At 60.1% G+C, this 21378-nt stretch carries 13 protein-coding genes and 3 pseudogenes; 9 read left to right on the top strand and 7 right to left on the bottom strand.

Translation table 11 applies throughout. The annotated features are described in order from the left end of the window. Positions 1 to 1392: 1392 nt before the first annotated feature. From FJV83_RS28450 to FJV83_RS28440, 3 genes are read right to left on the bottom strand one after another with little or no spacing between them, the layout of a single operon-like run. Positions 1393 to 2937 (bottom strand): SpoVR family protein, encoded by a 1545-nt coding sequence (locus tag FJV83_RS28450; protein WP_142877465.1) that lies wholly within the window; start codon positions 2935 to 2937, stop codon positions 1393 to 1395. A 12-nt stretch (positions 2938 to 2949) separates the two neighbouring features. Continuing rightward, positions 2950 to 4260, bottom strand: a complete 1311-nt coding sequence (locus FJV83_RS28445; RefSeq protein ID WP_095789966.1) for a YeaH/YhbH family protein — start codon at positions 4258 to 4260, stop codon at positions 2950 to 2952. Positions 4261 to 4279: 19 nt separating this feature from the next. Further along, the gene (locus FJV83_RS28440) at positions 4280 to 6229 is read right to left on the bottom strand and encodes a PrkA family serine protein kinase (RefSeq protein ID WP_095789967.1); all 1950 of its coding nucleotides are present in this window, start codon (positions 6227 to 6229) and stop codon (positions 4280 to 4282) included. Positions 6230 to 6693: 464 nt separating this feature from the next. On the opposite strand from FJV83_RS28440, the pseudogene FJV83_RS28435 reads away from it, so the two are divergent. The 6 genes and pseudogenes from FJV83_RS28435 to FJV83_RS28395 form a co-directional block, all read left to right on the top strand. After that, positions 6694 to 7008: pseudogene (locus FJV83_RS28435) on the top strand (integrase core domain-containing protein); the annotation flags it as partial. A gap of 401 nt (positions 7009 to 7409) precedes the next feature. Next, positions 7410 to 8381, top strand: coding sequence for an SDR family oxidoreductase (locus FJV83_RS28425; protein ID WP_142885354.1), 972 nt, complete (start codon positions 7410 to 7412; stop codon positions 8379 to 8381). A gap of 1644 nt (positions 8382 to 10025) precedes the next feature. Continuing rightward, positions 10026 to 10538: a ferritin-like domain-containing protein gene (locus tag FJV83_RS28420; RefSeq protein WP_142877466.1), complete on the top strand. Its 513-nt coding sequence runs from the start codon at positions 10026 to 10028 to the stop codon at positions 10536 to 10538. Positions 10539 to 10627: 89 nt separating this feature from the next. Continuing rightward, positions 10628 to 10993: a low affinity iron permease family protein gene (locus tag FJV83_RS28415; protein ID WP_142877467.1), complete on the top strand. Its 366-nt coding sequence runs from the start codon at positions 10628 to 10630 to the stop codon at positions 10991 to 10993. A 1283-nt stretch (positions 10994 to 12276) separates the two neighbouring features. Then, positions 12277 to 13824 (top strand): Do family serine endopeptidase, encoded by a 1548-nt coding sequence (locus FJV83_RS28400; RefSeq protein WP_095789972.1) that lies wholly within the window; start codon positions 12277 to 12279, stop codon positions 13822 to 13824. A gap of 206 nt (positions 13825 to 14030) precedes the next feature. Further along, on the top strand, positions 14031 to 16208 hold the full coding sequence (locus FJV83_RS28395) for a glycogen debranching N-terminal domain-containing protein (RefSeq protein WP_095794085.1): 2178 nt from the start codon (positions 14031 to 14033) through the stop codon (positions 16206 to 16208). A gap of 160 nt (positions 16209 to 16368) precedes the next feature. Here FJV83_RS28395 and FJV83_RS28390 read toward each other — a convergent pair. Beyond that, positions 16369 to 17613 (bottom strand): annotated as a pseudogene (locus tag FJV83_RS28390) (FAD-dependent oxidoreductase). Between the two features lie 9 nt (positions 17614 to 17622). Beyond that, a complete protein-coding gene (locus FJV83_RS28385; protein WP_246689020.1) occupies positions 17623 to 18678 on the bottom strand; it encodes a PLP-dependent aminotransferase family protein in 1056 nt (351 codons plus the stop codon). Between the two features lie 333 nt (positions 18679 to 19011). Here FJV83_RS28385 and FJV83_RS28380 point away from each other — a divergent pair, with 333 nt between their 5' ends. Then, a complete protein-coding gene (locus tag FJV83_RS28380; protein WP_095789988.1) occupies positions 19012 to 19212 on the top strand; it encodes a hypothetical protein in 201 nt (66 codons plus the stop codon). Between the two features lie 109 nt (positions 19213 to 19321). Here the strand turns inward: FJV83_RS28380 and FJV83_RS28375 are convergent, their stop codons facing one another. Next, positions 19322 to 19915, bottom strand: a complete 594-nt coding sequence (locus tag FJV83_RS28375) for a hypothetical protein (protein ID WP_246689021.1) — start codon at positions 19913 to 19915, stop codon at positions 19322 to 19324. 524 nt (positions 19916 to 20439) lie between these two features. Here FJV83_RS28375 and FJV83_RS28365 point away from each other — a divergent pair. Beyond that, positions 20440 to 20826, top strand: a complete 387-nt coding sequence (locus FJV83_RS28365; protein WP_095789990.1) for a hypothetical protein — start codon at positions 20440 to 20442, stop codon at positions 20824 to 20826. Beyond that, positions 20801 to 21154: an RES family NAD+ phosphorylase gene (locus tag FJV83_RS37765; RefSeq protein WP_348645160.1), complete on the top strand. Its 354-nt coding sequence runs from the start codon at positions 20801 to 20803 to the stop codon at positions 21152 to 21154. Before FJV83_RS28365 ends, FJV83_RS37765 begins: the two co-directional genes overlap by 26 nt. 53 nt (positions 21155 to 21207) lie before the next feature. On the opposite strand, the pseudogene FJV83_RS37120 reads toward FJV83_RS37765, so the two are convergent. Next, a pseudogene (locus FJV83_RS37120) lies at positions 21208 to 21378 on the bottom strand (segregation and condensation protein B); the annotation flags it as partial.

The following is a 21378-nucleotide window of genomic DNA, read 5'->3' as shown; positions in this document are numbered from 1 at the left end:
AGAAGTTTGTTTGGCCATCTGTGGCGTTGGAAAGCACAGCCTACGACGCACCCCTCCCATTGGAACGCCATTGTGCGGATGCTAAGGCTGAGCAATCTTCGACGATCTTGCTTCGCTGAGCACGGGACAGTTCTGCTTCTACGACATTGAAACGCCCCTGACGTTGGCGCGGGTAGCCGAGGACGATTGCGACTATTTTGCCCATCGGCAGATCCCCTATTTCGACGTTTATTTCTCATTTCCCGGCGGACCTACGCTGGAAGCGGAGGACGTTGGCAGCGATTTTGCCGTAGCCCGTTGCGATGCGCCGTCTTGACGTGGGCGAAGAACGCCTCGATGCCCCAGCGGTTTTTGTAGGCGATCTTGTCGTAGGTGTGTTGGTGCTTGCCACGGCGCCGCGGCTGGATGACAGGTTCACCACCTTCGAGGATCACATCATGCAGTCGATCGAAATCATAAGCGGTCGGCGATCATTTGGCCTGCAGCAAACCCCTCGGCCAGTCCACAGGCAGGCCATGTCGTTTTGATTGCCGGGCCCGATCTCGAAGTGACCGGGAAGCCGAGTGCGCCTACGACGGTGCCGAATCCGCTTCGCGAGCGGCCGAGAGCCTGGGCTCCAAATTCTCCTTTACGCCGGGCCCCCGCAGCCCGGGCGAACAAGAGTCGCGTCAATTCATCAGCCATTCCAGATTTGGATCACTGCTGATCGCTTTGACCAAACGGTCGAACACGCCAGCCTCGATCCAGCGATAGTAACGGCGCTTTGCAAGCAGATAGAAATGGGGCTGGCGGACGAACTATGTCATCCCACCAGCCCCGCGCTGAAACGACAGGCCGCAGTCCGCAAGAGGGGAGGAGTTCCTGCGCAGCGGCCTATCGAGAACCTCAGCGACAACAACTATAGGGCGAAGCTCCTGGTCGCCAACCGGTCGGACGGCTTTTCGTCCATCTGCAACAGTTCATGTTTAGGTTGCTGGTGCCATATGATCTGCCGGATGTCTTCGATATCGACCACCTGATGGCAGATCGGGCAGACGTAGCTGGTCAAATAGCCACGAGATCGGACTGAGGGCGGAAAGCGTGAGCGTGAAGTTGGTGAGCGTCTTACCTTTCCGACCAAACAGCTCACTTTCAATTTGGTGGACCAGGACGTTCCGGCTTCAGCTGTGTTCGACAGCTTGCCGGGCATAGCAAAGCCGTTGCTCGCTGCTCTTTGTGCCCTCGACGAGTCTGATTGCATGTCCCCAAGGAGCCGACCAGGAATGCTTAGCCGTCCAGGCTCTGCATTGGCTACAAGACATGCTGACCAAGCCGGAAGAAGGCAAGCGCACTGAGACAACGCTGCGTCGCCTATGCCGACGCCAAACACGGCGAGGGTGGCGGCCTCCGATCTCAAGTTTCCTTTGTCGAGCGTTCGCTGAGCGTCGCACCGGTTTCAGCATCCAGTGCCACCATGCTGACCTCGTAGCCCCAAAGGTTTCGGATATGGCGCAAGGTCGCGTCGCGGCTTCCGCCCTCGAGCATGATGCCATTCTTCACCGTGTGCTGAAGCCTCAGGCGCCGGTCGCCCAGCAGATCGACGTCAATCACCTGGATGTCGGGCCGGCTCGCGCCCACGTCGTAGGTTTGAGCGAGCGCTGAGCGTATCTTGGCATAGCCACGCTCGTTGTGGATCGAGGCGACTTCGTAGTGCGGCTCGTCGGCGCTGTCGGCCAGCATGAATAGCCGCCATTTCCGGATCAGCGTCGGGCTCAGATATTGGCGGACGAAGGATTCGTCGCGGTGGTTGGCCCAGGCATCGAGCAAGATGTCACGCCAGTCGCCGCGGCCGGCGATGTCGGGGAACCAGTCGCGGTCCTCCGCAGTCGGCGCGGTGGAGATGCGCTGGATATCCTGCATCATGTCCAGACCCAGCGCATAGGGATTGATGCCGGAATAGCGAGGGTCGTCATAGGCCGGCTGGAAGACGACGTTCGAGTGATTGCGCAAGATCTCGAGCATGGCGCCTTCGCTGATGCGGCAACGGTCGAAAAGCGTGTTCATGAGCGTGTAATGCACGAAGGTGGCGCAGCCTTCGTTCATCACCTGGGTTTGCCGCTGCGGATAAAAATACTGCGCAATGATGCGCACGATCCGGATGATCTCGCGCTGCCAGGGCTCAAGGACGAGGCTGTTCTTCTCCAGGAAATAGAGCAGGTTTTCCTCCGGAAGTTTGAGTGATTTCTTCCGCTCTGCAAGGATTTCGTCGGTGGCTTCTGGCTTACTCTTTCCCGGCGAGGGCGGCAGTGTTCGCCAGAGATCGTTGAAGGAACGCTCCTCATATTCGAGGCGCTCGCGCAGCCCTTCGCGCTGCTGTTCCGATGACAGCTTCGGCGGCCGCCGGTAACGGAAGACGCCTTGCTCCATCAGCGCGTGGGCGGAATCCAGGATGGCCTCCACTGCGGTCAGGCCATGCCGTTCCTCACATCGGGCTATGTAGCTCTTGGCAAAATCGAGATAGCTCAGGATGCCACCGGCATCCGTCCATTGGCGGAAGAGATGATTGTTCTTGAAGAAATGGTTGTGGCCCAGGGCTGCGTGCGCGGTCACCAGGGCCTGCAGGGCCATGGTGTTCTCTTCCATCAGGTAGACGATGCAGGGATTAGAATTGATAACCAGTTCGTAGGCCAAGCCGCGCGCGCCCTTGCGGTAGAGAAGTTCGTCGTGGAGGAAACGTTTGCCGAACGACCAATGCCGATACATCAGCGGCATGCCGACGGATGAATAGGCGTCGAGCATCTGCTCGGAAGAGATGACCTCCATCTGTACCGGATAGATGTCGAGTCCAAGCTCTTCGAGGCCGAGCGCCTCGATCTCGTCGTAGACTCGCGCCAGTTTCGCAAAATTCCAGTCCGACCCGGAAAACAGTAGTTCGGACTTACGCGCCTGACTGACCATTGCCGAAGTCCCTCACGCGCTCTTGCGTAGATCAGGCTGCTTGGCGAAGAGTTGGCGGAAAACCGGATAAATGTCGGCCGGGGAGGCAATGCGCCTCATCTGGAAGTTCGGCCATTTGCCGTCGACGGCGTTATAGGCGCGCCAGAGCGATGTCCCGTTCTCGGTCGCGCCGAAAATGTGGCTTTCCCGCTCGTCGATGATTTCCACATAGGCGAAATATTGGCAAAGCCGCATGAGCTTGCGGTCGAGCAGCTCTATGCAGCGCTCGGAATCGGCGGCGAAGTTGTCGCCGTCGGAGGCCTGGGCGGCATAGATGTTCCATTCGGCGACCGGATATCGCTGCTCGATGATGCGGTGCATTTCCTCAAGGGCGGTGGAGACGACGGTCCCGCCGCTTTCAGTGTGGTAGAAGAAGGTATGTTCGTCCACCTCCTGGGCCTCGTGGGTGTGGCGAATGAAGACAATGTCGGTGCGTTCATAGCGCCGGGTCAGGAAAAGGTGCAGTAGCACAAAGAAGCGTTTGGCCAGATCCTTCTCGCGCTCTCCCATCGATCCCGAGACGTCCATCAGGCAGAACATGACCGCGTTCGCATTGGGCACAGGCTGGGGATCGAAGCGATTGAAACGGATGTCGACCGGATCGACATAGGCAATTCGCTTGCGCCGGCGCTCGAGCCGATCTAGTGCCTCGCGCAGGGCGGCGATGCGTTCGCGCACCAGGGCGCTTGCCGGCTTGGCTTCCAGCTCGGCAATGTGGTGGACGATCGCGTCGAGCTCCGCCTGTTTGGGGCGTCTGAGCGCGATGCGCCGCCCGTGGCTGTTTCGCATTGTGCGTCCGACATTTATGTTGGTCGGCGCCCCGCTTGCCGTGAAACCTGCCCGTCTCGGCCTGAAGCTCAGTACCTGCTTGAGGTTGAGCTTGACCAGATCCGGAAGCTCGAGATCCTCGAAGAAAAGGTCGAGCACTTCCTCGCGCGACAGCACGAAACGAAAGTCGTCTTCGGATTCGGCGGTACCCGGCGCCGATCCGTAGCCGCCGCCGCCGCCCGGCCTGGCGATAAGATCACCAGAGCTGAATGTCCGGTTGCCGGGCAGGATGTGCTGACGCCGGCCGCTTTCCTTGTCGTCGCCGAAGGTCGGTTCGCCGGTGCCTTTGCGAGGGATCGGCACCGCATGCTCGCGGCCCAGTTCGGCGATGCCGCCGGTGCGGACCTTGTCGCGGATGCTGCGCTTGAGCTCTTCGCGCGCGCGTCTGAGAAAGCGCTGGCGATTGCCAAGGCTCTTGTCCTTCGGATTCAGGCGGCGGTCGATGAAGATCGGCATGGCACCGTTCGGGCGTCGCTCAACCCGCCTTGTTCACGCGCATGTACCAGTCGACCAGCCGGCGGACCTGCCGCTGGGTATAGCCGCGCTCCACCATCCGCTGCACGAATTCGTTGTGCCGCTTCTCCGTGACGCTGTCCTGCTTGGAGCCGAAGCTGATCACCGGCAGAAGGTCCTCGACTTGGCCGAACATGCGCTTTTCGATGACCTCGCGAAGCTTTTCATAACTCGTCCAGGACGGGTTGCGGCCTTCGTTGCGCGCGCGGGCGCGCAAGGTGAATTTGACAACTTCGTTGCGGAAATCCTTGGGATTGGCGATGCCGGCGGGTTTCTCGACCTGCGACAATTCCTTGTCCAGGACCTCGCGATTGAGGATCTGCCCCGTATCGGGATCCTTGTAGTCCTGATCCTCGATCCAGGCATCGGCGTAGGCGATGTAGCGGTCAAAAAGGTTCTGACCATATTCGCTATAGGATTCCAGATAGGCTTTCTGGATCTCATGACCAATGAACTCGGCATAGCGCGTCGCGAGTTCCGACTTGATGAACTCGAGATAGGCAGTTTCCGTGTCCTTCGGGAATTGCTCGCGCTTGATCGCCTCCTCGAGGATGTACATCAGGTGCACGGGGTCGGCGGCGACCTCCTTGGTGTCGTAGTTGAAGGTCTGCGACAGGATCTTGAAGGCGAAGCGCGTGCTGACACCGGTCATGCCTTCGTCGACGCCCGCGGCATCACGATATTCCTGGACCGACTTCGCCTTCGGGTCGATCTCCTTGAGGTTCTCGCCGTCATAGGCGCGCATCTTGGTGTAGAGCGGCGAATTGTCGTGCTCGGCAAGCCGGGTCGAGACGGTGAAGCGGCTGAGAATGTCCAGCACCTCGGGCGCGCAGGGGCTGTTTGCCAGTGCGCTTTCGCGCAGCAGCTTCTCGTAGATCTGCCTTTCTTCGGTGACGCGAAGGCAATAGGGAACCTTGACCACGAGAATGCGGTCGAGGAAGGCCTCATTGTTCTTGTTGTTCTTGAATTGCTGCCATTCCGATTCGTTGGAATGGGCAACGACGATGCCTTGGTAGGGGAAGGAGCCGAAATTCTCGGTGCCGTTGTAGCTGCCTTCCTGGGTCGCCGTCAGCAGCGGGTGCAGCACCTTGATGGGCGCCTTGAACATCTCGACGAATTCGAGCAGGCCCTGCGTCGTCCGGTTCAGGCCGCCGCTGTAGGAATAGGCATCCGGATCGGACTGGCTGAAGTTCTCCAGCTGCCTGATGTCGACCTTGCCGACCAGGGCCGAGACGTCCTGATTGTTCTCGTCGCCGGGCTCCGTCTTGGCTATGGAAATTTGGCGGAGCCGTGACGGCAACAGCTTGACGACGCTGAATTTCGAGATGTCACCGGACAGTTCGTCCAGGCGCTTGGCCGCCCAGGGCGAGATCAGTCCGTTCAGGCGGCGGCGAGCTATGCCGTATTTGTCTTCCAGCAGATCGCCCATGCGGTCGGGATGGAAAAGGCCGAGCGGCGATTCGAAGACCGGGCTGATCTGGTTGCCGACCTTGAGCGTGTAGATCGGGCGCTGCTCCATCAGCTTCTTCAGCCGTTCGGCGAGCGAGGATTTGCCGCCGCCGACCGGGCCTAGGAGATAGAGGATTTGCTTGCGCTCCTCGAGGCCTTGCGAGGCGTAGCGGAAATATCCGGCTATGCGCTCGATCGTGTCTTCCATTCCGTAGAAGTCGGAAAAGGAGGGATACACTTTGACGGTGCGGTTGGAGAAAATGCGGCCGAGCCGCTCGTCCTTGCTGGTATCAACCAGGTTTGGCTCGCCGATTGCCTCGACCATGCGTTCCGGGGCCGAGGCATACATGGATTTGTCCTCGCGGCAGGCTAACAGATATTGCTGGAGGCTGATCTCTTCCTGGGCCGCGTTGGAATAAATCTCCGAAAACAGATCGAAGACGTCTGATTGATTCTCGCGCATGATGCCTTGCCTCGACAGGCTGCCAATCGGCTCATCCGCCTATTTAACTACCGGAATGCATTGTGGTTCCCTTCACGGGAAGGAGAGTGCATGCAATCCGGCACCACCGCGGCAGACGCCGACTGCGTCGAAAAATGCTCTGGTGCTACCAACACCTGTCAGCGTGGCGAGACCATCGCTTCTGCGCCAGTGCCAGCACGCAACCCGCGCCGAAGTCATGATCGAACGGGTGGGCCGATAGATGCGCGCCAAGAGGCGTTGTGCCAGGCAGAGCTGCAAACGCGCGCCCTTCGACAATTGTCCGCGACCTTCGATTGGCCATCCCACTGTGTCGCGATGAGGACCTCGCCACCCTTTGCCGGCTGTAACGTCTGTGTACTGGCCGCGTGTGGTCAGTGCGAAGGGGTCGGAAGCCTGTCCCGCTGATCAAGGAGGCGATCGCAAACGGCGAGCTCTTCCGTGCCCATGCCTTCGAGCTCGCCTGCGCCAGGAACGACATCGAGCATCGCACCACCAAGGCCAAGCACCCGTGGACCAACGGCCAGGTCGAGAGAATGAACCGGACCATCAAGGACGCTACCGTCAAGCGCTTCTACTAGGAGGGCCACGATCAGCTCCGTCAGCACCTCGCCGACTTCGTCTCGGCCTACAACTTTGCTCGTAGGCTCAAGACCCTCAATGGTCTCACATCCTACGAGTTCATCTGCAAAGCGTGGGCCACACAGCCCGAACGCTTCAGGCTTAATCCGCTCCAGCAAATGCCGGGACTAAACACCTAGTTAGCCGGTCCCGTAGAACGGACCGCCTCCCAGACCACTGAGAGCGCCCGGCATCGAGGATCAAGATAATGATGAGGATCGTGGCCAAACCCATGATGTATTCCTCCGGCACAGCCCGACCGGCTGCCCGGGAGAAACGCTTCGAGGCGTCCTGTTGGTGCCAGAAGCTATGTGAGAGCAATGGCGCGCTTGGGTCCGAAAAATGCGGAAACAAGGTCGCTTGTGCCCCGCCGTCGGGTTCCCGAATCCAGGCAGCGCTCCGGGAAACTGACCCGCGACTGCTTGTTGTTCGTAATAGGAACAGGGCGCTGACGACCCGGCGAACTCCAAAGGAATAACGTAAACGATTTAAACCTTTTTGTATGATGGGCGTTGTTCGTTCTCCAGATCAGGAGACAGTCATGCAGATGAAATCGGAAATCGCCGGCAAGGCGGCCAAGCAGCGTCACATCCAGCGCAACATCGATGCCAAGGACAAATCGAAATCCAAAGCCAAACAACAAGGCGCCATGCAAGCGGGTGCCAGACGATATCCGGAGCCGCCCTTCCCGGAGCAGCACCAGCCAAAGCCTGGGAAAGAGTGGGCGATCGAGCCGGCCCCGCTTTACGACGCGCCTTACTATCTCGGATCAAAAAAGCTCGACGGCAAAGTGGCCCTGATCACCGGCGGCGATTCCGGCATCGGCCGTTCGGTGTCGGTTCTGTTCGCCCGCGAGGGCGCCGACATTGCGATCGTCTATCTGGCCGAGGACAGGGACGCCAGGGCGACAAAGTCCGCCGTCGAGGCGGAGGGACGGCGCTGTATCCTGGTGAAGGCCGACGTCAGCGAACGCGACGAATGCCGCAACGCGGTGGCGCAAACGGTCAAGGCATTCGGCCGCATCGACGTGCTGGTCAACAATGCGGCATTCCAGATTCATTCAAGCGAGTTCGCAGAACTGACCGAAGAGCATTTCGACACGACGCTGAAGACCAACCTCTACGGCTATTTCCATATGGCACAGGAAGCCGTGCCGCATATGAAGCCGGGCTCGGCCATCATCAACACCGGTTCGGTCACCGGCATAGACGGGTCGAAGGCGCTGGTCGACTACTCCATGACCAAGGGCGGCATCCATGCCTTCACCCGCGCCCTTTCCGGCAATCTTCTCGGCAAGGGCATCCGGGTGAACGCGGTTGCACCGGGTCCGGTATGGACCCCGCTCAACCCTTCGGACAAGGAGGCCGGTGACGTTTCAAAGTTCGGCGCGGACACACCGATGAAGCGGCCGGCGCAGCCGGAAGAACTCGCACCGGCCTATGTGTTTCTCGCCTCGCCACATTGCTCGAGCTACATCACCGGCGAGATACTGCCGGTCGTCGGCGGATATTGACAGAGAGGCGATTGCCTCGACTGATCGGCAGTGGTCGGTCGATGTGGCAGGCAGCGACCCGGCGAAAAGTCGGTGATATGTACTTCATAGCCTTGGCGACGGATGGCTCTTGAGCACGCCTTTCACGCGCTGGCCTGTTCTTGGCTAGCAACTATGTCCATCTCGCTGGAACTACCCCAAGCGCCGCCGTGAAGCAGTTCCGGGGAGCCATCGAAGGCTTCGTCTACGATTCCAGGGAGGCTCCGAAGACCACACAGTGCTCATGAGCAAGCATCTGAAAAAAGATGTTCGATCACGTGGCCGCAATGGCTGTCCACGCGGATCAGGGATTTAGGAGTGACAAGTGACACCCGTGAGAACGCTGCTGCTTCGATGAGCCTTTCTAGTCACCCGGCAATATGAGATCCACGAAAACACCCATCTCGGCCTCGCGGGACGTCTGATGCCACAAGTGTCCTGGCCAATTGGTAAGTTCGGCTCAGCCAGGCTTGGCTGATTTCCGGCAGCTGAGAAATCGGTAGATATTTGGAATGAGAACTGGCTTGTCTGGATCGTTTTTGAACCCGTTGAAACACTCGACCTTGGTTGCGGGGGCCAGTTCCCGATAATCAATTGAGATTTAGAGCCGGCAGGTTTCATGCTAATGGAAGACAGGGCCTAAGCATTTCATTGATTCGATGGCCCCTTTCCCTGGTGACCGACGGCACACCCCGTGCCCCCCGCCCGCAGCCGTCGGTTGCCGATTTTGCTCTAGGCGCACCTCTTTTCCCGCACAGCGAGCACACCTAGGGCCACTCCTCCGAATAATTTGATTGCAGGAACTTCCGGACCCAGGCGTAAGTTAGGAACTCACTAACATAAGGATGCACGGGAATGAGGTTCGTCGTCATTAAGATCCGACTGATCAATGGCTGGTGTTCGACCAATTCACCAATCTGCCTGCCCAAGTGGGTAACCGTCTGTTGATCGGGCTTTCGTAAGCATAAGCCGAGTGGCTTGCCTACGAGCTCAATATCCAAGAGCCGTCGTCGCAGTTGTGTATGGGACCTGGATTTCGTCACCTTCTGTCAAATCATCTCCTCAACTGTCGATCTGCACGGCAAACGGGCAAAAGGATTGCCTTACCGGCCACCTATCTCTCGTCAATATTCCTCCCGATGCCGACGGGAACAGTAAGCCTGGTCCAAGCATCGCTGTAACTCGTTGAACGGTATGATCCAAAGCATCAAGACAGCGGGAAATCGACATAGGCACTGTCAAATTTTCTCGCCAATGGGACTTCCCGATGGTGCCATCGCCGTGCGCATCGAGGCCGCGCTCGCGAAGGCGCTAGCCTATTAAGGTATGCCAGATATTGAGACCGGGGGGACGAAAAAGCATCCGACCAAACGCCGCCCCTGACCGAGAGCGTCGCCCGTCGGAAAATGACGTCGCACTTCAGATGAATCGGCTTTCGGAACCGGATGAACACTTCGACAAACGCCAGCAGTATTCCTTCCCCCGCGCCAGACCTCAGCCGAAATGACGGTCGATCATAGTCAATAACAAATGATGGTTTTCGGCCTTTCCCATGGCTGAATTCTTTTAGGAACAAGTCGTCTCGCATCGAGTTGAGGCTGACCAACCCACCAGGAGATTCGAGACATGGCGACCACGAAAACGGCCTCGAAGAAGGGCCTGAATGAACTTTTTCACGACACGTTGAAGGACATCTATTTCGCTGAGAAGAAGATTCTGGCGATGCTTCCCAAGATGGCCAAGGCGGCGCAAAGCAATGACCTAAAGGCTGCCTTCGAAAAGCATCGCGGCCAGACCGAGGAGCATGTCGCACGCCTCGAGGAGGTGTTCGAGGTGATCGAGAAGAAGCCGGTCGGCAAGACGTGCGCCGCCATTGTGGGCATTGCAGAGGAAGGCGCCGAGATCATGGAAGAATACAAGGGCTCGCCGTCGCTCGATGCCGGCTTGCTGGCGGCGGCGCAAGCGGTCGAGCACTATGAAATCTCGCGCTATGGCACGCTCAGAACCTGGGCCTCCGAGCTCGGTCTTACCGAGGCAGTCAATCTTCTCGACAAGACGCTGGGCGAGGAGAAAGAGACGGACGCCGTGCTCACCCAGCTTGCCGAATCCGCCGTCAACGTCGCCGCCGAAGCGGCCTAGGGCGGAGGCGGAGTCTCCCCTCAACTCTGTCGTCCCCGAGCCCCGACATTCACATCCTTGGAGCTCACGCCTGCAATCGAGATCATGGTATGGAAAAAGCATTCAACCGTATGGCGGAGGCCGTCGCGCACGCCACCGGCAGGCCTTGGGCTTTCGCCCTTTGCCTGGTCTCGGTTCTGATCTGGGCAGCAACCGGGCCGATTTTTCATTATTCCGAAACCTGGCAGCTCGTCATCAACACCGGCACCACGATCATCACGTTCCTGATGGTGTTCCTGATCCAGAACACCCAGAACCGCGACGGGGCGGCCATTCAGGCCAAGCTCGACGAGCTGATCCGTTCGGGCCGAGCCAAGAACGACTTTATCGGTATCGAGCACCTCACGGAGGCCGAGGTCGACGAGTTCCGGGCCCGCTGCGCCGAAGCAAAGAGAAAGCGTGTGGCCAGGGCCTAAGAGCGGTTTTCGGCGTTTCACGGAAACTCACGGAATCGCCGAACCGCTCTATCTTTGTCTTGACCCAATTCCGGACGGAGGACCGGTTCACACTTTTCCCGGAATTGCTTAAGCATGCGGTGTGACGACACCGCCAATCGGACCACGGATCGGCCACGGTCCGATAGCCGCTTGCGCAAGGTTCGACGGTAGTCTTCCGAAATGATCAACTGCCGGAAGGCTTGGGCCGACTCGTTAAGGGTGACATCGGGTAGGGCATCCAATCGAGGCCTCAACGACGGCACTCACCCGTGAGGGAAGCGTTCCGCAGATCGCCCATGTCCCGCGGAACGTCTGTCGCGATTGATCGGAATCAAAGCCGGCGCAAGAATTCGGCACATTCTGCGAACATGTGGCAGCCAATCGTCACCGCACCATTTTCACGGATTCTGGAACTGGCAGTTCTGGACGAAGAAGGCGCGCACTCGCTTGTGTTTCCGTGTGAGCGAACCGAAATGGGATGGAGGAATGCCATCATCGGGGTTCCAGTCGATATTCACCCGACCCACTGGCGCGATTGGATTGAGCAGAAGCGGCCAGCAAACGATTCACCAGCTGGCGCTGATGACGGGCGAGCTTCAAATTAGAACCTGCCAAAGCTGCGAGATAACAGGTAGGCCGAATGTCTGCCAAATTTGGGGTAAAGGCTGCGGTATTCGGGAGAAATTCTCTGCCGGCACTCACCCGGGCGAGATCGCAGACGCGATCCAAGGCACGGGAACTGGCGAGGGCTCACACCAACTCGGGGGTCAGGGTCGGTGATGTCGCCGATATTCTCGAAGAGGAGAGCTTGGCCGCTGGCATCATTCTGCGACGCGCTCTCCTCGAGAGGTGTCGAGGTGATCAAGACAAGCGGCGACTATCACTTTGATGGCAACTATGCCCGTTTGGCCGAGCAGATCCTGGCTGGTTTCAACAGGAGGGTCGCTGCCAGGATGTAGCGCTCGTCGACAGCACACCGGGCTGGAGTCCGACGCAGCCACGCGGCAAACGCGGCCACGGCATGATCGCAGCACTTCTGTTGCTATTCACATTCGAGCACGGGAAGCAACTCAGCAATGGAAGATTCCGACCGTCGCGGCAGTCGTCAGCATGCGATCATCTCAAGGGAACGCCTGGATAGATTATTCAGCCAACGTTACGAAATATTCATGCAATGGCAATGACGTCGTAATGTGCGCCTCTCTATTCTTTTCAGCACGACGCCCTTTCAGGGCGAGGTTATTGATAGAGGATGCGAAATCATGAAAACCTTCTCCAGTGTATCTTCCAGCACCCGCAAACGCTTGATGGCTACCGCTGCTTCCCTGGCTATTACCGGGGCGATCGGCTTAGGCGCCCTTGCCACGGGTACAGCACCCGTTCTGGCCGATGCCGTACACGTCCAGACCGCGCAGGTCCCCGGCTTCGCCGATCTCGTGGAACGCGTTTCGCCTGCCGTGGTTAGTGTCAGGGTCAAGGCCAAGATTCAGCCGACGGCCGACAATGGCTCCGACTGGGGTTCCGAGGGAATGGACAATCTTCCCGACAATCCGCAACTGCGACGCTTCTTCAAGGAGTTCCGCGGCTTTGGCGGCCAGGGAGGCCAGCAATTCGGCATGCGGCCTTTCGACCATCGCGACCATGGCGAGCCGCGCCCGATCGCTCAGGGGTCCGGCTTCTTCATCTCCGAGGATGGCTATCTGGTCACCAACAACCACGTCGTGTCGGAAGGCTCTGACTTCAGCGTAGTCACCGACGATGGCAAAGAATTGGACGCCAAGCTCATCGGCGCAGACCCGCGCACCGATCTGGCCGTACTGAAGGTCGACGGCGGCGGCAACAAGTTCACCTATGTCGACTTCGCCGACGACTCCAAAATCCGCATCGGCGACTGGGTGGTCGCCGTAGGCAATCCGTTCGGCCTAGGCGGCACCGTCACCGCAGGCATCGTCTCGGCTCGCGGCCGCGACATTGGGGCCGGTCCCTATGACGACTTCATCCAGATAGACGCCCCGGTCAACCGCGGAAATTCGGGCGGCCCGACCTTCGACCTCAACGGCCAGGTGGTCGGCATCAACACCGCCATCTTCTCGCCCTCGGGCGGCAGTGTCGGCATCGCCTTCGACATCCCGGCCTCGACCGCCAAGCAAGTCGTCCAGGACCTGATGAAGAACGGCTCCGTCCAGCGTGGCTGGCTCGGCGTTGAGATCCAGCCGGTCACCAAGGACATCGGCGAGTCGCTCGGTCTGAAATCTGGCAAGGGTGCGCTGGTATCCAGCGCCCAGGACGCCGGTCCTGGCAAGAAGGCCGGCATCACGGCTGGCGACGTGATCACCCAGGTCGACGGCAAGGACGTCGCGTCGCCGAAGGAACTCGCCCGCATGATCGGCGCCTATGCGCCCGGCAAGTCGGTCGACGTCACCGTCTGGCGCAACGGCAAGAACGAGACGGTCAAGGTCGATCTCGGCACGCTGCCTTCGAGCAACAAGCAGGCCTCGGACGACAACAGCAAGCAGGTGGCCCCCGCCGCCAAGGCTGAGACGTTGACCGATCTGGGCCTCACCGTCACCAAGTCGGATGATGGCAAGGGCTTGGTGGTCACCGATGTCGATCCCGACGGGGCCGCTGCCGACCGCGGCGTCCAGCCCGGCGATGTCATCACCACGATCAATTCGGCCGCGGTGAACAGCACCGACGACGTCACCAAGGCGATGGCCGATGCGATGAAGTCCGGGCGCAAGGCAGTGCTGATGCAGATCACCCGCAACGATAGCAACCGCTTTGTCGCCCTGCCTGTTGCCAAGGGCTGACCCTGGTTCCACAACTGGGGATCAGTTTTGGAGACAGTTTGACCTTCCGGTGCGCCGGTTCCTCGGAGCCGGCGCACCGGAAGGGTGGGTTTCTTGGAGGGCGGAGGGCCGTGAGCAACCCTCACCGTTGAGTGCGGAGTGCTTTTTGCCTGGCCCACCTACCCTGCCAGTACCGCTGTTCTGGCCGAGAAAGAGGCACCTCGAACATGAGCCTGGAAATTGCGATCGGACCGCCGCGGTTGGCACTCAACGACGGCTTTGGCTTCTTGGTCACCGATCAGGATGGCCAGATCACCTGGCCCACACACCAAGGTCTGTATGCCTCGGATACCCGCCTGGTTTCCAGTTGGCAGCTCTATGCCAACGGAGAGCCTTGGGATCTGCTCAACTCCGGGAACATCACCCACTTCGCCGCCAAGATCTATCTCGTAAATCGGCCCTTCAAGACCGAAACCGGTCCAGTAGAGGCCGGTGATCTGGGGCTGACCCTCGGTCGGGCTCTGGGTCACGGTGGGTTGCATGAAGACTTTGACCTGGTGAATCACGGGACAGATTCGGTGCAATTCAATCTGGAGGTCGGCATACGTTGTGACTTCGCCGATCTCTTCGAAGTCGAGGCCGACTCAGTTGTTCGCCGTGGTCGGATCGCCACGAAATGGACGCCCGGAAGCGCGCGCCTTCGCACGTCCTACATCAACCAGGATTTCAGACGGGCTATCACCATCACGGTACACAGAACTCCAACGAAGCCTGTCTATGCCAACGGGAGGGTATCTTTCGACGTCAAGCTCGACCCTGGCGCGACCTGGCATGCTTGCCTGCTCTACGACTTTGGGCAAGGCAGGAAGAGGTCTCGTGCTCCACGCGCTTGCGTCGACAACTGCTTGGGTTCGAAAGCCGCAAAACGGGTCTCCGCCTGGCGCAGCATGGTATGCAAGCTGAGCACCCCGAATGGCGAATTCCAGCAGCTCTACAATCAGGCGATCGAAGACATGGCGGCACTTCGACTGCCGATCGAAGGCACGGACCAGCTCGAGTATGTTCCGGCCGCCGGTTTGCCTTGGTTCATCGGGCTGTTTGGTCGCGACAGTCTGATCGTCTCGCTTCAGAATGCCATTGTTTATCCTGATTTCGCGCGAGGTGCCCTGGATGTTCTAGCTCGCTTCCAGGCCACCTCACTGGACGACTATCGGGATGCGGAGCCGGGCAAGATCATGCATGAGCTTCGTACCGGCGAACTCGCACATTTCAATCTCATTCCACATACACCCTATTATGGCACTGCCGACGCAACGCCCCTCTATCTGATTGTGCTTCACAACGCTTGGCGCTGTACGGGGGATGACAGTTTGATAGAGCGGCACATCGAAACCGCCGAGAGGTGCCTGGATTGGATCGATCGCTATGGCGATCGCGACGGCGATGGGTTCCAGGAATATGGAACGCGCTCAAACGCAGGCTACGAGAACCAAAGCTGGAAGGACGCCGACGATGCCGTCGTCTATCCCGACGGCACTCCGGTCAAGGGACCGAAGGCTCTTTGCGAGTTGCAGGGCTATGTCTACGATGCCTGGCAGCGCATGGCTGAAATCTACGATGCCAGAGGCGACCATGATCGCGCCAGGCAGCTTAGGGCCAAGGCCAAAACGTTGTTCGAACGGTTCAACGACGTGTTCTGGGATCAGGCGTCGGGTTTCTATGCCTTCGCGTTGGATGGGAAGAAGAAACCGGTTCTGAGCGTCACCTCCAATCCCGGTCATTGTCTTTGGTCCGGTATTGTCGCACCCGAGCGGGCCGCCAGGGTGGTGCAGAGATTGATGATGCCCGACATGTGGAGCGGCTGGGGCATCCGGACGCTTTCGGCCGAACATCGAGCCTATAATCCGCATTCTTATCAAAGAGGCTCCGTCTGGCCCCATGACAACGGGCTGATCGCGCTCGGTTTTCGGCGCTATGGATTTTTCAAAGAAGCTGCTCGTATCGCCGGAGACGTGAGCGGTGCAGCGAGCTACTTCATGCAGCATCGCATGCCCGAACTTTACGCCGGGGCGACGCGGACGCCTACGACGTTTCCAGTCCAGTACAAGAGGGCGAACGTTCCGCAGGCATGGGCTGCAGGCTCATGCTTCTCCTTTCTACAGGCGATCGGCGGGATCCAACCGGACGCTGCGAACGGGAGGTTGTACATCGACCCGAAACTGCCCGACTGGATGCCCGAGATGACCTTAAGGGATCTGCGACTGGGGAAGAACCTTCTCCACCTTCGGTTTTGGCGCGCTGGCGCTCACACGCGTTGGGAAGTATGCGATGGGGATGCTTCGCTGGTGGCAACGCGCAGTTCCGCGACAGGCCCGAGCCTGTCAGGCATCTGCCATGCGACCTAATGCATATCCTTCAAAGTGCGCAGTGGTTTTGGAAAAAGATTCCTAAAACCACTGACCCCAAGTAAAAGCATCAGCCCGATAGGGTTGATCGGCTTCCTAAGTGTGCCGCGCCGGGGCGATTACGAGGCCAAAGAGCAGACGGGGGCGCGTAAACCTCACTTCATACGCTGAATCGGTCTGGCGCAAAAGCTTGATAATACACGGGATCGCCTCGCCCGGCGATCAGGTCGGCGACAAGGCGCGCCGTGATCGGCGCCAACGTCAGCCCTAGATGGCCGTGGCCGAACGCATGGACGACGCCTGGGCTACGGCGGGACCGGCCGATGACCGGACGCGAGTCCGGCAGCGACGGCCGGAAGCCCAGCCATTCGGAGGATGGCCGGCCAAGCTCGGGAAAGAATTGCCGCACACCGCGATCCAGCAGCGCCAGCCGGCGCGGATTTGGCGGCGCCACTAGCCCCCCGAGCTCGACCGTACCAGCAATGCGCAGCCTGCCGTCCATCGGCGTCATGTAGAATCCCAGATCGATCGGACACACGGGTCGGTTGAGGAGCGGCGTGTCGGTGGGAAATTCCAGGTGATAGCCGCGCTCGGTTTCCAGCGGGATCCGATCGCCGGCCTGCGTGGCAAGTGCCCGCGAGCGGGCACCAGCCGCGATCACGACCGTCCGCGCGGTGATGCCAAGCCCTGGGCCGCTCAGCCGAACCCCGCTGGCCTCCGCCGAGAGGCTCGCCACGTTCGCTCGCAGCAATTGGACGCCGCGGGCAGTCGCGGCGGCGGCTAGCCGCGCCAGCATGGCTTTCGGATCGCTGACATTGATCGAATCCGGGAAATACAGACCGCGGGCCTCGATGTCCGCCAGCCGCGGCTCCAGGCCCGCCACCTGTTCGGCAGTCAAGACCTCCTGGTGGACGCCAAGTTCCGCACGCAACCGGCGGCCGCGCCGGCAAAATCGCTCTCATGCCGATAGATGTACAGGCAGCCATTGCGGCGCATCAGGTCCTGCAGGCCAGCCTCCTGCACCATTTCCTCCCAAGCCGGCAAGGGCTTCTGCCAGCAGCCCGGCGAGCGCCAGCGCGTTGGCGCGGGTGGGCTCGGGGAACGACTGCCTGACAAAACGGACCAGCCAAGGCGCAAGCTGGAAAAGTGCTGCCCAGCGCAATGCGAATGGACTGTCGGGATCAAGAAGCAGCTTCGGCAGCGCGCGCAGCACGCCCGGGTTGCCGACCGGCATGCAGGCATATTCGGCGATCGTTCCGGCATTGCCGAACGAAGCGCCGGAACCTGGCTCGTTGGGATCGATGAGCACGACTTCGCGGCCTTCGCCGGCGAGCCGCAACGCCGTCGCCAGGCCGACGACGCCGGCGCCGACAACGGCGATTTCAACGCTGCTGGTTGTCGCCACCTGATATTCCTAGACGAAGCCGGGCAGTTGCAGATGGCCAGCGGCCAGCAATTCGGCCATCGTGGTAAGCGCCGTGCGCAAATCGTCCTGCGATCGCGCCGCGCCGACATTGATGCGCACGCCGTGCTGCACCGGTTCGCGCCCGACCGCGAAGGCGTCGCCGGGTAGAACGGCCACGCCCCGCTCGAGACAGGTGCGGGCGAAACCGGCCCCACGCCAGGGCTCAGGCAGACGCAGCCAGGCATGGGTCGAGGTCGGATGGCTCTGGATGTCGAAGCCCCCGAGGATTTCGCTTAAGACGGCCTGGCGCTGGCGCAATTCCTGCTTCTGGATTTCGATGATGCGCGCTGCCGCGCCTTCCTCGATCAATCTGGCGCCGATCAGCGCCGTCAGCGGGCTGATGCTCCAGCAATTGATACGCAGCGCCGCCGCGACCTGGCCAGCAATGGGACGCGGAGCGATGACGAAGCCGAGACGCAGGCCAGGCGCCAGGCATTTTGACAGCGCGCCGAGATGGATCGTCAGCTCCGGCTCGAGACTGGCGAAAGATGGCGGAGGATCGTCGGCCAGCTGCCGGTAGACGTCGTCCTCGATGATCAGCACATTGTGGCGGCGGGCGACTGCGGCGAGCTCGTGCCGGCGCTCATCGCTCAGCGTAATGGTCGTCGGGTTGTGCAGCGTCGGCACGAGGAAGACCGCGCGCGGACGCAATTGCGCGCAGGCAGCGTCGAAGGCCTCGGGCCGCATCCCGCCGCGGTCCATGGCGACGCCTCGCAGATCCAGCCCGTGCACGCGGCACAGCGCATTAATGCCCTGATAGGTCACCTCGTCGGCCAGCACCACCTCGCCTTGCCTGGCGACTGCGCCGAGCACGCAGTCGAGGCCATGCTGCGCGCCGGCGGCCAGCACAACGCGGCCGGGTTCGCCATCGCCGGCGACGGATTTCAGCCAGTCGGCAATCGCAGCACGCGCCCACAGCGGGCCTTCCGGCGGGTGGTAATCCTGCAGTGTCGGGCATGAACCGGTTGAGCGAATGTCTGCCTCGACGTCAAACTGCAAGGCCACATGCAACACCAAGTTACCCCATCATCGCGCCCGAAAGGATAGGCGGTGGTGATCGCCGTCTGGCAGGGACTCGCCAAGCATCAAGCAACGCCCTAACTGCTTGACGTGTGCGATGTCGCGACCTTCATAGCGAGACGAAAACGGCAAGGTCCACCCTTGCGTTGAAGTGGTCGAAGCATGGGGCGAATGGCATGTCCGCGTGGTCGAGGCCGACAAGGAACCGACCCTTACCTACGATATGGAATCCTTTGCCCTCGCGTATGCGGAAGGCCAGATTGAGCCACGAGGAACCTGCGCTGACCAATGACGTTTCGGCTCATCCGCGAGGAGCCCATGACGACGAAGTACCACATCGATGAAATGCAGGGTGACGAAGTTGTAGCCCTGCATATTGCCCACGGCGCGACAGCTTTGGAGGCTGTAAGCAAAGTTACGACCGGACCGTTCGTCGTCAGAACTGTGCAGGCTCATTGGTTCCGGGTGGCGGATGAGGGGCGGCGAGAAGTTTTCAAGTTCGCGGTCGAAAGAGACTAATTAAGCTTGCGCTAATACTTGACAATGCAGCCCGGGCAATACGTGGGGGCGTCCGTCCACGCTCGCCGGGAAACTCTATCAGATCAGGGCTAGCCCTCCCAGAAATCCTTCAGCGTGGCGTGCGTAGCTTTTCCTCGCCCTTGAGGAACCGAACGCGTCCGACCAGCCCAGGCTTCAGCCACTCAGCCTTGGCCTTTTTCAGACCTGTCGGTGTCGGGCCGCCAATCTTGCCTTGCACCCGATCCCAGAGGCGTTGCCGCTTGTCTGCTTTGAACGCCACGAACGCGCCGCCGGCATAACGGCCGTTGTCGGCCATCAGCACCATCGCAGGCTTACCGGCCTCCCGTTGCACGCCGATGATGTCCATTTCCTTTTCGGTATAGCACTTGATCTTTCGCCAGTTCATCGTCGGACCACTGCGATAGCTGCTGCCCTTGCGCTTTGAAACCATGCCTTCCAAGCCGGCTTGGTCGACAAGATGATAGACGGCATCGCCCGTTCCCGGCATTGCTTCGCTGAACTGGATGCGGCCACCGGTCGGGATCAGTGCCTGGAGGATGTCGCGGCGGTCTTCCACCGGCATGTCGCGCAAATCGTGCCCGTTGAGGTGCAGAAGATCGAACGCCACCAGATACAGGTCGCGCAGGCGGCGAAGCCGAACTCTTTGCCGTTGTCGAAATAGAGCGACTGCGGCATGCCCCACGCTTCGATCATGGCTGCGATCACGTCGCGGTTTTGCACGCCGCCGCGCTTTTCGAAAAAGATCAGCCCCATCCAGAGGCGCCGCCCAGTCTAAGAAGCCGCTCAGTCTAGCAGTGGCGACTGTGCCGTCAGGACGACTGAGGTGAATGTCCCCAGGGTGAACATCGCCTACCACCAACTCTTGTACGAATATTACAATGTCCCCCAGTTCATGTACGATCGGCTGTTGGAAGCCTCCTCTATCGGACAATTCTTCAATGCTGAAATCAGAAACGCCTATCCCTGCAACCCGATCTGATCGGCCAGTTCTGGTCGGCGCCGGTGCAGTGAAGTGAATTTCCGATGTCCGCAATCGGGCCATTTGTAATGTAGGTCGAACGACTGGCTCGAAGGTGCATTGCCGCCGCCAGCTAACAACCGCTACGGATGAGGAAGGACAAGCAGTGCGCTGGAAGGCGTCAGGCCTCTGTTCACTTGCTATGCGCCCAAATGTGCATATATTGTGCGTATGGTCGGAGATTTGTCATGACTCACGCACAGCTGGCATCGTCGAAAGTGGTCTCAGGCTTCGTCGACAGCCTGCAGGAGCCGCGCACACCTTATATCTCGCCGAAGCGCCTGTCGCAGGCGCTCGGCGTGAAGGTGGCCAACCTCGCCCAGTTGACTGGTGTCCACCGCAACACGCTGCGCAATCCCGCATCGGAGCGCCTGCAGGGCCGGATGCGCGAGATGGTGAAAGTGATCTCGGCCGCGACGGAACTCACCGGCGACGTCGACAAAGCGATTTACTGGTATCGCAACGAACCGATTGCCGATTATGGCCATCGCACGGCGGCCGAGCTCGTCGCGGACGGCCAAGTTGAAGCAGTCCTAGCCTTCATCCGGGATCTCGAGAACGGGGCGCGCGGGTGAAGGTCACCCGCGTCGGGCCGGACGAGATCTTCCATCGCTATCTGCCAACCTTTCGCAAGGATTTGACCCGGACATCTGGGATAGTGCGTGGAAGGAATGGGATTGTGCATGGCGCCAGATCGCGCGCATCGACAAGAAAATCCCGCCATCGTGGAAGCTCGCGGACGTGGTCATCACGGCCGGGCTGCGCGGTATCTTGTTCCCGTCGCTGTGTCACGCCGGCGGTACCAATCTGGTGATCTTTCCGGCCAATCTTGTCGACGGCGATCGTGTCGCGGTTCACGATCCTGATCACCGGCTACCGCACGACCAGTCGTCCTGGCCCTGAGTGATCGCCTGTCTTTGTGGTCGCAGCGCGGCAAGCCCCGCTGATGACACCTCCTAGTCCTCAACGACATCGTCCTCGCCGCTAGGCAAGTCGGCAGGAATACCGCCGGCCAAGAGTTTCTCCTTCGACAGCAGCCCTGCGTCCTCGAGCGCCTCGAAATCCGGCAGTTGGCGCAGCGTGTCGAGCCCGAACTGCGAGAGAAAATTTTTCGTCGTCACATAGGT

The organism is Mesorhizobium sp. WSM4307 (assembly GCF_007003945.1).
In the GTDB taxonomy this organism is placed as follows: Bacteria; Pseudomonadota; Alphaproteobacteria; order Rhizobiales; family Rhizobiaceae; genus Mesorhizobium.
The sequence above is the reverse complement of the archived record's forward strand: the minus strand, read 5'-3'. Positions and strand labels throughout refer to the sequence as shown.

What these genes read in the sequence shown, in the direction of transcription:
- FJV83_RS28450 (WP_142877465.1), bottom strand. Translation starts at nt 2,937, where the DNA reads ATGGTCAGTCAGGCGCGTAAGTCCGAACTACTGTTTTCCGGGTCGGAC.
- FJV83_RS28445 (WP_095789966.1), bottom strand. Translation starts at nt 4,260, where the DNA reads ATGCCGATCTTCATCGACCGCCGCCTGAATCCGAAGGACAAGAGCCTT.
- FJV83_RS28440 (WP_095789967.1), bottom strand. Translation starts at nt 6,229, where the DNA reads ATGCGCGAGAATCAATCAGACGTCTTCGATCTGTTTTCGGAGATTTAT.
- FJV83_RS28425 (WP_142885354.1), top strand. Translation starts at nt 7,410, where the DNA reads ATGCAGATGAAATCGGAAATCGCCGGCAAGGCGGCCAAGCAGCGTCAC.
- FJV83_RS28420 (WP_142877466.1), top strand. Translation starts at nt 10,026, where the DNA reads ATGGCGACCACGAAAACGGCCTCGAAGAAGGGCCTGAATGAACTTTTT.
- FJV83_RS28415 (WP_142877467.1), top strand. Translation starts at nt 10,628, where the DNA reads ATGGAAAAAGCATTCAACCGTATGGCGGAGGCCGTCGCGCACGCCACC.
- FJV83_RS28400 (WP_095789972.1), top strand. Translation starts at nt 12,277, where the DNA reads ATGAAAACCTTCTCCAGTGTATCTTCCAGCACCCGCAAACGCTTGATG.
- FJV83_RS28395 (WP_095794085.1), top strand. Translation starts at nt 14,031, where the DNA reads ATGAGCCTGGAAATTGCGATCGGACCGCCGCGGTTGGCACTCAACGAC.
- FJV83_RS28380 (WP_095789988.1), top strand. Translation starts at nt 19,012, where the DNA reads ATGACGACGAAGTACCACATCGATGAAATGCAGGGTGACGAAGTTGTA.
- FJV83_RS28365 (WP_095789990.1), top strand. Translation starts at nt 20,440, where the DNA reads ATGACTCACGCACAGCTGGCATCGTCGAAAGTGGTCTCAGGCTTCGTC.